This is a genomic window from Tolypothrix sp. PCC 7712 (assembly GCF_025860405.1).
GTDB lineage: Bacteria > Cyanobacteriota > Cyanobacteriia > Cyanobacteriales > Nostocaceae > Aulosira > Aulosira diplosiphon.
In genome coordinates this window covers 6,545,132-6,558,045 of record NZ_CP063785.1, presented here as the reverse complement: position 1 = coordinate 6,558,045, position 12,914 = coordinate 6,545,132, and the positions used below count along the sequence as shown (strand labels likewise).

Genomic DNA, 12,914 nt, shown 5'->3' with positions numbered 1-12,914 from the left:
TTGCTTGGGCGGGTTTCCCGACTTGAGCAAACTGGCGTTGTGTTGTCGCGCAGCGCAACGCACCGAGATGCAATTAATAATCGAAGGTGCGTTAGCCTACGGCATAACACACCCTACTGGCGTGGCAAGGCTAAAATAGTACTTGCACACCGAGAAGATGATGAGGCGATTCGGGTTCTCTTTAGTCGTCGCAATCCTCCTGATTCGGAAGCAACATGGTATGGGCCAATGACAACTGAAGATGGTACGCCAATAGAAGAAAATATTCGCATTGCCGAAGAAGCAATTAAGCGACGTGTTGAGGAAGCAGATAGAAGAAAGCAAGATTCTCAAGGTTAACGAAAATATGAGCAATATAGAAGTTCGCCAGCAAATTAATCAATATCTAGATGGATTATCTTCAGAACGCCTACAATTAGTGGCAGATTTTTTAGCCTATCTAGCAGATAAAGAAAGTGAAGACGCTACCCAAGAGTTACTGGATATTCCTGGATTTATTGAAGCTTTTGAAAGAGGTAAAAAGGATATTGCTGAAGGTCGTGTGAGAAACTGGAGAACAATTAGGTCTGATGTATAGTGTTATATTATCTGCGGAAGCAGAAGAGATTTATGCATCAGCAGACCAAGCCTTAGCTAAAAAAGTTGTTAGATGCTTTGAGCAATTGGAACAAAATCCTCGGTTTCACCCTAATATTAAGCCGCTCAAAGGTGATTTAGCCGGTTACTACCGTTATCGAATCGGAGACTATCGAGTAATTTATCAAGTGAATGATGAGACAAATGAGGTTATTGTCAATAATATTGCTCATCGACGAGATGTTTATGAATAAGTAAGTTGGTACTAATATTTCAAACTCTGTTAATAAATTCGTAGGGTGTGTTGTCGCGCAGCGCAACGCACCAAGCTATCAACAATCAAAGGTGCGTTAGCCTACGGCGTAACACACCCTACAAATATTAAAATTAATGTTGTAAATAAAATAAAAATCGATAAACTCATGACTACATCTGTAAATACAGCCAAAGTCTACGATGAAATTATAGATTTTATTGCGGCTGGAACTACTCCCCAAAGTGTTGTTAATTTTCAACTTTCAGATTTAGCAAAAGGGCGTTTAGAAGAACTTATTTACCGACATAAAACGGGAGAATTAACACAAGAGGACAAGAGAGAGTTAAATCATTTTCTGACATTAGAGCATATTATGACGCTAGCGAAAGCAAAGGCTCATCAGTATCTCAGTGCGGAGTAATTCTTCAAAGTGTCTAGTTCTTACATTAGTTTAGAGTTGCGGCGTTTGGTTACTAATCGCGCTGATTATATGTGCGAGTATTGTCTTATCTCTGAAGTCAATAGATCCTCTGGTTGTCAAGTTGACCATATAATCAGCGTGAAACATGGCGGTTCAACTACAGCAGATAATCTCTGTTATGCCTGTATTTTCTGTAATCTGCAAAAAGGTAGCGATTTGGGTTCAATTAATTGGCAAACTGGGGAACTTGTGCGGTTTTTCAACCCACGTCGAGACTTTTGGGGTGAGCATTTTCAGCTTAATGAAGCGGTGATTCAACCAATTACAGATATTGGCGAAGTGACAGCACGGATTCTAGATTTTAACGGTGATGAAAGGATTCTGGAACGTCAAGCTTTGATAGCAGCTGGACAATAAGTAACCACGCAAAATTAATTACAGTCATTGCGAGCGCAGCGAAGCAATCTCAACCCTTGCGATTGCTTCATTCCGCTCCGCTCCATTCGCAATGACATTGTGTAATTAATTTTGTTTAACTACTTATCCTTCGCCGTCTGCATTAAAACGGATAAATAAGTAAAGTAATTTTGTGCTAAAAATTGCTTTATTATTTGTAGCTGCGTCGGTGCGTTGCGCTACGCGACAACAGACCCTACGAACTGTCGCATTCTTTTTTCAAATTGGTAGAATGTTGTGCGATCGCATTCTTGACTGGGCATTCTATACTTAGCAACTATTGCTACTAAAACATAGAATTATCCTGGTAATTATACGATGGTCTACCAAAATATCACAGGCTCTCTGTCACCACAAGATATCCAAGAAATTAAAGCTTCGCTACAGACTATCCAACAAAAGCTACCGTTTTTAGTCACTCTCAGTAATGAGGAAAGACGTAGATTATTAAAAATGGGTGATAAAAGTCTGGCGTTTGTCAATAATAGCGTTACTGCTGCTCAGTCAAATCGTGATATTCTCCCAGCTAGTTTTGATGTTGAGGAACTTGTTCGGGATTATCAATTAGCTACTGCGCTTACTGAACTTTTAACTTCCATACGCCAACTCAATGAACAAGTAGATGATACTCTACTGGCGGTTGGTAGTGAAGCTATGACCAGTAGTTTGACGGTTTATGACTATGTAAAAACAGCAGCAAAAAAAACTCCTGGTTTAAAAACTGTGGCTGAACAATTAGGCGAACGCTTTAAGGCTATTAAAAGCAAATCGGCTAAAGTTGCGTCTGATTCGTAAGTAATAAGTCCTCATTACAGCGATTGTCTAGTTGAACAACTGGATTTTTTTATCTCACGCTAAGGCGCTAAGGCGCAAAGAAGAAGGCGCGATTGTGGTTTACATGGGTAAATAATGCTGTAATGAGGCTTTTTTGCTCGTGAACGAGGTTATTTTGCTCGTGAACGAGGTTATTTTGCTCGTGAACGAGGTTATTTTGCTCGTCAGCGAGGTTATTTTGCTCGTGAACGAGGTTATTTTGCTCGTGAACGAGGTTATTTTGCTCGTGAACGAGGTTATTTTGCTCGTCAGCGAGGTTATTTTGCTCGTGAACGAGGTTATTTTGTTCGTCAGCGAGGTTATTTTGCTCATTAAGCAATCAAGGGGTGAGTTAATTGTGGCGATAAGTGCGATCGCTTAGGAATTTACAATTAAAAAAATACCGCAATGCTGGGGGTACGGCATCCAAAAGCTTTCAGTGAAACAGATTTCTGCTCTAGGCTATGCCCTTACTGTGTATTAGATGCAAATATGCATTAATTGCAAAAGTATAGAGATTTACAGACAGCAATTACTAAAAGAAAATTAAGAAATTAGGTTTTTTACCTACCAAAAGAATAAAATAAGAAACGTAACTGGGTATACAGATATCACATTTGTTGTCCCATTTACCTCATATTTAACAACTTTTGAGTACAACTTAATATATTGCAAAATAAGTTAGATAAAGCGTTGCGAAGTGTTACGCATAAAGGGTTTTGTGGCGAGTACAAAAATTCTTAACCCCCTACCCGATTAATACTAGTACCCCTAATATAAAAAGCCAGTACCCCTACCCCAACATCAATTTGCAATATAGTTGCAATGGGGGTTATGGGTTGTGAGTACAACATTAATCAATCCAATAATTTCAATAGACATCGGATAAACTGTCCCCTTGATCGCAACCTGATATAAGCAGAAAAATAGCACAAGGCTCTTTGAACCAGATAGTACCGATGCAACAGACATTAAATAGTATCAGAAATCCTAAAAATGCTACTAAACCGGATTCTGCAAATAACTCTTTGCTGAAAAATCTACTCTCTGGCGATTTTCTTGAGCCATTGTTGAGTGATTTTTGTATCATTTTTGAGCGCGATCCCGCAGCGCGTAATTGGCTAGAGGTAGTCTTCTGCTACCCTGGGTTGCACGCTATCTGTTTGCATCGTCTTGCTCACTGGTTACATCGTCGCAAGGTGGTATTTATTCCCCGGTTCATTTCCCATCTGGGAAGATTTTTAACGGGTATTGAAATTCATCCTGGCGCACAGATTGGCAAAGGTGTGTTTATCGACCACGGTATGGGTGTCGTCATTGGCGAAACTGCGATTGTCGGCGACTATACGCTAATTTATCAAGGCGTTACCCTAGGCGGTACAGGTAAAGAAAGCGGTAAGCGCCATCCTACAGTCGGCGAACACGTTGTAGTAGGTGCAGGTGCAAAAGTTTTAGGTAATATTCAAATTGGCGATCGCGTCCGGGTTGGCGCAGGTTCAGTTGTCTTGCGCGATGTCCCTTGCGATTCCACTGTAGTCGGGATTCCTGGCCGGATTATTTCTCGCAAGCAAGGCGAACCCCTAGAACATGGTAAGCTACCCGATGTCGAAGCCAGCGTTATGCGATCGCTACTTTCGCGCATCGAGCAACTAGAACAACAACTGCAAGAATTCAAAGCAAACACTCACCAGTCAACCGTCAACAGTCAACCGTCAACAGTCAATCACAAATAACCAATGACAAATGACAAAGGACAAACGACAATGTTGCCATCTAGTAGTTATAATTTCCCAGGCGAACAAATACTGCACATTCCCCTAAGCGATCGCTGGCTGATCTATCAACGCTTGCAAGACTTAATGATTGACTGTTCCTGTTTAGCAGATGGTTCTTTAAGGGTGCAAGTCAACAATCGGCGAGAAGCACTACTCATCCGTAGCACCGTCATGCAATTTCTCGCTTCTCGCCAAGAATTAGTAGATTGGTTAGAACGTTGCTGGCCTGATAGTGCTGAATTATGAGTTCTGAGTGCTGAGTCACCGAAGTTCAGATCGGCGGAAGCCGCCGCTCCGACTTCTCGCTGAGTTTTGAGGAGTCGGTAGAATACCAATCCTTGCGATTCCCAAATCACGTATCCCCAGCAGTCATGGATTAAGGTTTGTAATCAATCCAAAATCCAAAATCCAAAATCTAAAATTGAATACGCCAAGATAATTGAGAATCTTTGCAAGTATGCGTAATTAACTCATATAGTACTTCCGAATCATTTGTGGGAAATGACAAATGAGAAAGGTCATAATTTCCGTAAAATCTCACAATTTATAGCGGATCGCTAAAGATTTGGATGTAGAAGTTACTGTTCATTAGGAAATTTTATTGCAGACTGATGGGGTAACGCTTCATGTGGGTTTCCTCCCAGCTACTACACCTGAAATTTTCTTGATATATCTTGGCAATTAAAGATGTGAAGTTACCAAGTAAAGCTAGGAATTTCACATTTTTAATTCATACCGCCATCTAGAAATTAAAAGTCCGATTATGGTTGTCCGTAACAGCGATATAGAATTTTTGAATTTTTTGCATCATGACTTGGAACTGTCCACAGCAGATATTTCTGTGGCGTTAAGACACCGCGAATTCGATAACGGCCCGTTACCTATGCTGCTGTGGCAGTACGGTTTAGTGAATTTAGAACAGCTTGAGCGCATCTTTGATTGGTTAGATGAGCAAATTTAATTGTCATTAGTCATTTGTCATTGGTTATTTGTCATTTGTCATTTGTTATTTGTCATTGGTCTTATTTGTTTCTCTCCTCTGCTCCTCTGATCCCTCTGCTTTCTCTGCTTCTTTACCTATCATCAACTCTGGAAAATCATACTTATTGCTACTTGGAAAACTACTGACTTTCAATGGTAAAAACAATTTGTAAATGATACTAAATTTTGGTTCGCTGTCATACAGATATGTCAAGGGGATTGCCACATAATGAAGAGTCATGAATCGTGTCTATAAGATTCTTCAGCATTTACCGTTCATCCATTAGAAATTCTATCGGCATTTACCATTACTAGCGATTGCAGAGAACCAGGCTAGCAATCAAGAAACAATATTAAGAGTAATTCCCATAGTGAGATGATTGAAAATGTTTGAGATGAATCAACTCCAAATTAATGACACTACACTACGTGATGGCGAACAAGCAGCAGGTGTTGCTTTTAACTTAGAAGAAAAAGTTGCGATCGCTAAGTTTCTAGATGCCATCGGTGTTCATGAGTTAGAAGTCGGTATTCCGGCAATGGGTGAGGAAGAAACACGCGCAATTTCAGCTATTTCTCACTTGGGTTTACAAGCTAAACTACTTGGCTGGAACCGCGCTGTAATGTCAGATTTAAAAGCTTCTCTAGTTTGCGGTTTACAGCGAGTACATATCGCTATTCCTGTTTCTGGTATTCAAATTGCCGCTAAATTTCATGGACAGTGGCGGGTAAGTCTGCAAAAACTTAAAGATTGTATTAGCTTTGCTGTTGATAATGGTCTTTGGGTAGCAGTCGGTGGCGAAGATTCTTCTAGAGCTGATGATAACTTCCTTTTAGACGTAGCGCTTTATGCTCAAGAATGGGGTGCATCGCGGTTTCGCTTTTGTGACACTGTCGGAGTTCTTGACCCATTTACTACTTATAATAAAGTGAAGCGGCTAGCCTCAGCTTTGATGATTCCGCTAGAAATTCACACCCACAATGATTTTGGTTTAGCTACAGCCAACGCACTGGCTGGGATTAAAGCTGGAGCATCTTCAGTTAATACCACCGTCAACGGCTTGGGTGAAAGAGCAGGAAACGCCGCATTAGAAGAAGTTGTGATGGCTGTTAAACGTATTTACGGCCATGATTTAGGGATTGACACTCCCAGATTATTAGAACTATCTCAACTAGTTGCATCTGCATCCGGTAGCAGTGTTCCACCTTGGAAAGCAATTGTTGGCGAAAATACTTTCGTGCATGAATCTGGAATCCATGCTCATGGCGTATTGCAAAACCCCGATACCTACGAACCATTTGCACCGGAAGAAGTAGGTTGGGAACGCCGTTTAGTAGCTGGTAAACATTCTGGTCGGCATTTAATATCTAGCATTTTAGAACAGCATGGTATCTTTCTCAACTCACAAGAAACCCAAACTGTTTTAGATGCAGTACGCCAACAATCAATCCAGAAAAAACGTAGTTTAACTACAGAAGAAGTGTTGAATTTAGCTAGAGAACAGAGGTATTCTCATGCCACCCGATGAAATTGAACTTGACGCACCACCTGCTTTTGAAATCGGCCAAAAAGTCAGATTGCGTAAGCTGATCAAAAACGATGGTACATTTCCCGGTCAAGAAATTGGGGTAGTTTTAGCTAAAAAAGGAGAAGTCGGCTACGTCGCGAGTATCGGCACATATTTGCAGAGATCGTATATCTACGCCGTGCATTTCTTAGAGAAAGGGTTCGTCATCGGTTGTCTCAAAAAAGAACTAGAATCTGTCGAGGAAATTAATGAAAGTAATGCTACGGGTGAATGATGCTGGTCATTTGGTTGTCTACGTCGCTAAAAAAGATTTAGAAGAAGTAGTAGTCAAACAAACAGACGGTGCAGAGGGGAAGATTCTCACTTTAGCTAATGGTTGGGAATTAGAATTTCGCGATATGCCAGACGAAAAGAGTTTACCTCTAACAGTAGAAGCTAGACGACTTGCCTAAAATAAATCATCGGGGAGATAGTAATTGGGGAAGCATCTATCTCTTAATATCATGTCCTACTAATTACTTGATTTTCATTAGGAATTACGCAAGTGTCACATTTTTTTTCGTTTAGGCTGTCCAGGGTCAATGGTCAAAAGTCCAAAAAACCTAAATTTTTGACTCTTGACTCTTGACTCTTGACTCTTAAACCAGAAGATTGGTATACCAGTTGCGTAAGTCCTGGCTATTTTTCATTTGGCGTTGATAATCAAGAATTAGCGAATATCATGTACATTTAAATATACATAATTTAGACCTTTGCAGCAACGCAAAAAGTTTATATTATTGTTAATTTTTCGGACATGATATAAGCATTTGATTGGACATGATAGCACCCGGTTAGATTCAGTTTGAACTACGTTTAATTTTGAATTGTGAGTTGCTGAACATGGGTGAAAAATATCAAACATTATCGGAATTAAACCTTGAAGGTAGATTCCTGGGTTTTGTTGGTGATGAAGTAAAATTTAAATACTTGCGTTTAGCAATTCCCGCCGGGAATTTGCAAGTAAAAGTTCCTAAAGATTTACGCAGTGCTTTACGTTCCTCTTTAATCCCTGGCGAACAAATTCGCGTTGATGGTATTAGCCAATTAAATCAACGCACCGGGAAAATAAAATTCAAAGCATTTCGGGTAAAATCAACTGGTGTTTGCCCAATCGAAAATCTCCCATCTCCAACCAAAGCCAAAATCATGGTTTGCCAGAAATCTGGCTGTATGAAGCGGGGTGGTAAAGGTTTAGTATCAGAATTAGAAAAAACTTTGTGCGATCGCGGTTTAATCGACAAAGTCACAATTGAACACACAGGCTGTCAAAAACGCTGTAGCAGCGCGCCTAACTGCGTAGTCCGCATTGGTAAAAAGCAATACAAGAAACTTCATCCAGAAGCGATCGCATCTCTCTTGGAGAATCACTTAACTTAATTTACAAACATATCGAGTAATGAAATTTTACAGGTGGAAAGGGTAGACTCCCAGTCCGCCTATTTCCCATATAAGAGTGTAATACTAATTTGAAAAAACAATGCGAAAGATTGTAGGGGCAAGGCAGTGCCCAGTGGTGTCAACTTAACGTGAAACTCTCTTGGTTGCAAGGTTTCGCCCTCACCCCCAGCCCCTTTCCCACAAGGTGAGGGGAGCAAGAGATTTAGTTCCCCTTCTCCTGCGGGAGAAGGGGTTAGGGGATGAGGGCGCGAGGTATTTGTACAACGCCTGCCCTATATAGCTTTTAGCTTAAGTTGACACCAATGGGCAGTGCCTTGCCCTCTAGAATATATTGATTGTCGCAAACATTATTTGATTTGGTATAAGATGCAAATAACTCTGCATTCCTGAATATGTTATGAGCCTCAGCACAGCTAAACGCTTTACCCTAGCTGAATATCATCGCCTAGCAGAACTCGGCTTTTTTAAGGAAGGTGAACGAGTTGAGCTAATTAAAGGTGAAATCATTAATATGGCAGCAAAAGGTAAACCACATTCTGTATGTCTTACCCGCTTATCTAGAGAGTTATTCCAACTTGTCAAAGAACAAGGAACTATTAGAACCCAAGATCCAATTACTATTGCTGACAACAGCGAACCAGAACCCGATTTAGTGATTGTACGAAATCGTGCTGACGACTATTTAGCAAATTATCCCAATCCATCAGATATTTTACTTTTAATAGAGATTGCTGATTCTTCTTTAAAATACGACCAAGAAGTAAAGTTACCCCTTTATGCAGAAGCAGGTATTATCGATTATTGGATATTTAATTTAGTAGATAATTATTTAGAATTCTATAGCGAACCTTATCAAACTGCACAAGGTAAATTTGGTTATCGCCGCAAGCTAATATTTTTGCCTAATGAGTCAGTTAATTTACCAAGTTTCACTGATTTAGTCTTGGAATTATCCAAAGTATTTCCTGGTTAATACAACAGCACAACTTACAGTATAATAAGCATTGGTAGAAAGTAATAGAGGAAACTCATAGTTTGTATCAAGAATAATCATTCTTCAAATATTGATACACTTCGGATAGGTTCTCTAGGAATTTCAGGTAATTCAAAATCTCCTAAATTAGCAAATCGCTGCTCTATTTTAGTAACTATGTTTAACGGAATTTCCTGATTTTCTGTAAGAGCAAGAACAAGAATTTCTCTAGCTTCCTCTTCCGGAGAACGTCTATGTTGTTCGGCTCGTTTTTGCAGACGATATTTCATGTCATCATCAAGGTTATATATAGTAATTTTGTTCATCATTAAACTATGTTTTTAGTGAAAATTTATTCAGATATTTGATAGTTAATAATAAGTTAAAAAATGAATTTTATCTATACGACTAATCATCAGGAGGATGCCAACCGCTAGTTGTCCAACGTCTTCGCGCAGCAACTATTACTGGATTATTCATTCGCAAGCAAATAATTGTAGCCCGACCAATGTTAGTTAAACCCTCAACTCTCGTTGCATCAGAACTCCAATTAAAATGGTCAGACCATATCTGTATACGTGGATTAAATAGAGGTGTTATTTCTCCAGTAACAGGGTCTATAGCTTCGGTTAAATCAGCTTTAAATTCATTACAAGAACGACAAGCTAAACATAAATTTTCAAAAGTAGTTTCTCCACCTCTTGAGCGCGGGTGAATATGGTCGTGAGTCATCGGAATACCACTATTAGCTTCACTTGTTAAGCAATAACAGCAACGTCTTTTATCACTAATAGATATTTGATTTCGTAAGCTTTCAGGAATATATTTAGACACAACAATTTACGGAGTTGGGACATGATGTCCTCGCCAACGGAGTAACACAGAAGCTTGGGCTTTACAAAGCATAAAACTGTCAGCTTTGTGACGCAGTTCTATTAGTTCTAACTGCTCTGCCTCTGTAATGTTACCACTAGAGTTACGCTCCAACAGATAGTTGTATCGCTCCATTTCATCTGCTGTTTTAAAATTGCGGACAATTTGCCACAAGCTATTGTCATCTAGTTTATCTAAGGCTGCTAGGTCAGCTTGAAATTCTTCTGGTACATCATTCCATTCTGGCGGACTACCCACCTGTAATGCATGAACAATTACTTCTTCAATTGGACGACGTTGTGCGTGAGCAGTATTAAGTAAGCGCTGATATAGTATTTCTGGAATTTGCAGCGTAATTGTTTCTCTTGCCATTTTATAATTACCTACCCATGCCTTAATATGCCGAAAATTCACAAGAAAATGTGATGCTTTATCAATTTTCAGGTAGTGTTTGCTGTGCTATTTGCTGAACTTGTGCAACATCTAAGTCTAACGCCTGTGCTATTTGTTCAACAGTTAACCCTAATGCTAAAAGTCTAGGTACAGCTTCTAATTTGGCTTTACGTTTACCAGCTTGTTCTCCCTCTTCTATAGCTTCTTGATAAACTCGCGTTTGTTTCAACTCATTTAAGCCAAACATTGCTTCTATCTCCTCTCTACTCATTTGCGGAAATTTATAAACCAAGATTGTTTCTATTAATTCTAATAACTGCTGCTGTGGCAATTGTAAACCTACAGCTTGCTTGGTGCGGTTGATTAACTCTCTGGCAGTGGTAATTGCTATATCTTCATTCTCAATGATTAATTTTATCGTAGCAATACCGATGGGTAGTGAGGCTACATCACCCAATTCATCGAGATAAATTCTTGTTACACGCTGACTGGTAAAGAATTCGTGACAATCTTTGATATCTCCTATATCAATACTCCTACTGGCATAAATCATTACTCCTCGCCAAGTATGTTGAGGTTTATTCTGCCGCAAATATAGAAAGATTTCGGAAATTAGACGCGAGTAAATATCTGCGTCTGGTTGGAATTGGACTTCGACAAAATAAATGGGATTGTTTGTATCTTGAGTAGGAAGAAATACACCATCAATTCTAAAAGCTGTTTGCTTGATTTCAACTGAAGAAAATTGATAGATATTAGCAGTCTCAGGTGGGTTACCAATCAGTTCAAAGAAAATACTGGGAACCTCTTGAAAGAGTCGATAAAAAATGCTGTCGGTTTTCACTCTGAGTTTATATGGACAATTTTTAGAATGTAATGATGTAGTTTATCCTTATCCTTCCTTGGCAATCAAACTTTCCATTGCTTTTTGTAAATCATTGGTAAAGTCTGTGACAGCTTGCTTTGCACCTACACGATTAGCTTTATAAGCTGGGTATCGCTCAGAAATAGATATGGGTTCACCTATCGTAATTTTGACTTTTTGTTTACCCAATTGTGGACGACGCAAGGGGTCATTATTACCTTGAATTTTCTTCACCATATCTCTTAACAATAAGGTGGTTTCAGCAAACCTTTCTACTGAGGGTTTATCTTTGACATAGCTACCAGAAACAGCCACAAAACTCTCAACTAATCGCATGTGCCACATTCTGCGATTTGCTTCTTCGGCAACGCGATCGCCTAAGGCGCGTTCTATGGGAGATAATGATTTCAAATCTTTAAAGTCTTCTCTAAAGATATAATTCCAGCCAGCTTGCTCTAAGCGGCGACAACGATCATTCCAAGCACCTTTAGGCTGTAAGTCAAAATACTGTTCTGATATTTGTAACGCTACATGCATCAATGCTTCTAACCTAGCTTTTAAGGCTTCATTGCGATCGCCTCCCTCATGAGATGCAACCATTGCTTCTGGAAGCTTTTGGTGATAAAAGCGCTTATAAAAGTCTTCCATCAGCGTTAATAAATGTTCTGCCAATGTCAACAGGCGGGGATAAAGGGACTCAATTGTGGCACTATTGCCATTTTCTGAGGGATTTATCGGTAAACCGCTAGCGGCTTCTAATTCGCTGAGAAGTTGTGCGATCGCATTCCAAGGGGCAGAAACGTAACTATATTTCAGCCCAACTGGTACAATGTAAACCTGCTCAGAGCGTCCAGCTTTGTGCAAATCTTCAGCACACCAAAAGCCTAATTGAGCAATACCTGGTTCTAAGGGACTCATAATCTCTGATAAACCATTTGTTGCTCCTTCTGGCGCAGCCGCCATTGGTAATTTGCCATTGGCGAATAAATCCCGCGCCGAACGTAAGCCATTCCAGTCGGCTTTACCGCGTTGGATGGGAGTACCGCCTAAATGAGAAGCCAGCCAGCCAATGTGTTCACCTGCCCACAGAGGAATACCGCGATCGTAGATAAAATGAGCATGAATTGGATTTTGGATTTTTATGTCTTTTGCTCGTGCTACTTTTGGCACAAGTTGCGACAGCAAATAGCCTAAACAAAGAGGATCTTCTGTTTTTGGATGGCGAAATGCTAACAAAAACCGAATCTTACCTTCCTGAAACTGACGATAGAGATCCGCTAAGATTTCTACGTTGTCTGCTTCAATGTGGGTAATCGCTGTTTTCCAGCTAATTATGCTGGGTAATAACAGATGCGCCGCTTGCAAAAGTAAAGGGTTGAGTTTCGGCGGGATAAATTCTAAAGGTGGTTGTGCTTGGTAAATTCCGGTAGTCAAGATATTTTTCTCCTAAATATGGGGGACTGGGGACTGGGGAACTCGGGGCCCCCTCTGGGGATAAGGGGTAATGGGGATTGGGATTTTGACTCTTGTACAGACGCGATTCATCGCGTCTCTCCTGATTCA

At 40.0% G+C, this 12,914-nt stretch carries 20 protein-coding genes; 14 read left to right on the top strand and 6 right to left on the bottom strand.

Annotated features, from left to right (window positions below; translation table 11 throughout):
- The first annotated feature begins 39 nt into the window (after nucleotides 1-39).
- From HGR01_RS26910 to HGR01_RS26885, 6 genes are all read left to right on the top strand, one after another.
- Nucleotides 40-339: a DUF6887 family protein gene (locus HGR01_RS26910; RefSeq protein ID WP_235623060.1), complete on the top strand. Its 300-nt coding sequence runs from the start codon at nucleotides 40-42 to the stop codon at nucleotides 337-339.
- Between the two features lie 7 nt (nucleotides 340-346).
- Entirely contained in the window at nucleotides 347-577 is a 231-nt protein-coding gene (locus HGR01_RS26905; RefSeq protein WP_045871057.1) for a hypothetical protein, read from the top strand.
- Nucleotides 570-830, top strand: a complete 261-nt coding sequence (locus HGR01_RS26900; protein WP_045871056.1) for a type II toxin-antitoxin system RelE family toxin — start codon at nucleotides 570-572, stop codon at nucleotides 828-830. The genes HGR01_RS26905 and HGR01_RS26900 overlap by 8 nt, the downstream gene beginning before the upstream one ends.
- A 168-nt stretch (nucleotides 831-998) precedes the next feature.
- Nucleotides 999-1,253 carry a hypothetical protein gene (locus HGR01_RS26895; RefSeq protein WP_045871332.1) on the top strand — a complete coding sequence of 85 codons (255 nt, stop codon included), beginning with the start codon at nucleotides 999-1,001 and terminating at the stop codon, nucleotides 1,251-1,253.
- A gap of 9 nt (nucleotides 1,254-1,262) precedes the next feature.
- Entirely contained in the window at nucleotides 1,263-1,670 is a 408-nt protein-coding gene (locus HGR01_RS26890) for an HNH endonuclease (protein WP_045871055.1), read from the top strand.
- A gap of 357 nt (nucleotides 1,671-2,027) precedes the next feature.
- Nucleotides 2,028-2,504 carry a hypothetical protein gene (locus HGR01_RS26885; protein WP_045871054.1) on the top strand — a complete coding sequence of 159 codons (477 nt, stop codon included), beginning with the start codon at nucleotides 2,028-2,030 and terminating at the stop codon, nucleotides 2,502-2,504.
- Nucleotides 2,505-2,571: 67 nt separating this feature from the next.
- Here HGR01_RS26885 and HGR01_RS26880 read toward each other — a convergent pair whose 3' ends face one another.
- The gene (locus tag HGR01_RS26880) at nucleotides 2,572-2,862 is read right to left on the bottom strand and encodes a hypothetical protein (protein ID WP_096621804.1); all 291 of its coding nucleotides are present in this window, start codon (nucleotides 2,860-2,862) and stop codon (nucleotides 2,572-2,574) included.
- Nucleotides 2,863-3,481: 619 nt separating this feature from the next.
- Here HGR01_RS26880 and cysE point away from each other — a divergent pair.
- From cysE to HGR01_RS26840, 8 genes are all read left to right on the top strand, one after another.
- Entirely contained in the window at nucleotides 3,482-4,255 is a 774-nt protein-coding gene (gene cysE, locus HGR01_RS26875; protein WP_045871053.1) for a serine O-acetyltransferase, read from the top strand.
- Nucleotides 4,256-4,285: 30 nt separating this feature from the next.
- On the top strand, nucleotides 4,286-4,543 hold the full coding sequence (locus HGR01_RS26870) for an Asr1405/Asl0597 family protein (RefSeq protein ID WP_045871330.1): 258 nt from the start codon (nucleotides 4,286-4,288) through the stop codon (nucleotides 4,541-4,543).
- Nucleotides 4,544-5,060: 517 nt separating this feature from the next.
- Entirely contained in the window at nucleotides 5,061-5,258 is a 198-nt protein-coding gene (locus HGR01_RS26865; RefSeq protein WP_045871052.1) for a DUF2949 domain-containing protein, read from the top strand.
- A gap of 415 nt (nucleotides 5,259-5,673) precedes the next feature.
- Entirely contained in the window at nucleotides 5,674-6,807 is a 1,134-nt protein-coding gene (gene nifV / locus HGR01_RS26860; RefSeq protein ID WP_045871329.1) for a homocitrate synthase, read from the top strand.
- Nucleotides 6,794-7,081 (top strand): nitrogen fixation protein NifZ, encoded by a 288-nt coding sequence (locus HGR01_RS26855; protein WP_045871050.1) that lies wholly within the window; start codon nucleotides 6,794-6,796, stop codon nucleotides 7,079-7,081. Before nifV ends, HGR01_RS26855 begins: the two co-directional genes overlap by 14 nt.
- The gene (gene nifT, locus HGR01_RS26850; RefSeq protein WP_045871049.1) at nucleotides 7,056-7,259 is read left to right on the top strand and encodes a putative nitrogen fixation protein NifT; all 204 of its coding nucleotides are present in this window, start codon (nucleotides 7,056-7,058) and stop codon (nucleotides 7,257-7,259) included. The genes HGR01_RS26855 and nifT overlap by 26 nt, the downstream gene beginning before the upstream one ends.
- Nucleotides 7,260-7,689: 430 nt before the next feature.
- Nucleotides 7,690-8,226, top strand: coding sequence for a (2Fe-2S) ferredoxin domain-containing protein (locus tag HGR01_RS26845; protein WP_045871048.1), 537 nt, complete (start codon nucleotides 7,690-7,692; stop codon nucleotides 8,224-8,226).
- Nucleotides 8,227-8,644: 418 nt separating this feature from the next.
- Complete coding sequence (locus HGR01_RS26840) at nucleotides 8,645-9,220, top strand: Uma2 family endonuclease (RefSeq protein WP_045871047.1); 576 nt, start codon at nucleotides 8,645-8,647, stop codon at nucleotides 9,218-9,220.
- A gap of 77 nt (nucleotides 9,221-9,297) precedes the next feature.
- Here HGR01_RS26840 and HGR01_RS26835 read toward each other — a convergent pair whose 3' ends face one another.
- The 5 genes from HGR01_RS26835 to HGR01_RS26815 all read right to left on the bottom strand — a co-directional run bounded on the left by HGR01_RS26835 (nucleotide 9,298) and on the right by HGR01_RS26815 (nucleotide 12,785).
- The gene (locus tag HGR01_RS26835; RefSeq protein ID WP_369792184.1) at nucleotides 9,298-9,549 is read right to left on the bottom strand and encodes a FitA-like ribbon-helix-helix domain-containing protein; all 252 of its coding nucleotides are present in this window, start codon (nucleotides 9,547-9,549) and stop codon (nucleotides 9,298-9,300) included.
- A 79-nt stretch (nucleotides 9,550-9,628) separates the two neighbouring features.
- Complete coding sequence (locus HGR01_RS26830; RefSeq protein ID WP_045871046.1) at nucleotides 9,629-10,054, bottom strand: HNH endonuclease; 426 nt, start codon at nucleotides 10,052-10,054, stop codon at nucleotides 9,629-9,631.
- A 6-nt stretch (nucleotides 10,055-10,060) separates the two neighbouring features.
- Entirely contained in the window at nucleotides 10,061-10,465 is a 405-nt protein-coding gene (locus HGR01_RS26825) for a hypothetical protein (RefSeq protein ID WP_045871045.1), read from the bottom strand.
- Nucleotides 10,466-10,526: 61 nt separating this feature from the next.
- The gene (locus HGR01_RS26820; protein WP_045871044.1) at nucleotides 10,527-11,330 is read right to left on the bottom strand and encodes an Rpn family recombination-promoting nuclease/putative transposase; all 804 of its coding nucleotides are present in this window, start codon (nucleotides 11,328-11,330) and stop codon (nucleotides 10,527-10,529) included.
- A 48-nt stretch (nucleotides 11,331-11,378) separates the two neighbouring features.
- The gene (locus HGR01_RS26815) at nucleotides 11,379-12,785 is read right to left on the bottom strand and encodes a glycerol acyltransferase (RefSeq protein WP_045871043.1); all 1,407 of its coding nucleotides are present in this window, start codon (nucleotides 12,783-12,785) and stop codon (nucleotides 11,379-11,381) included.
- Between the last annotated feature and the right edge of the window lie 129 nt (nucleotides 12,786-12,914).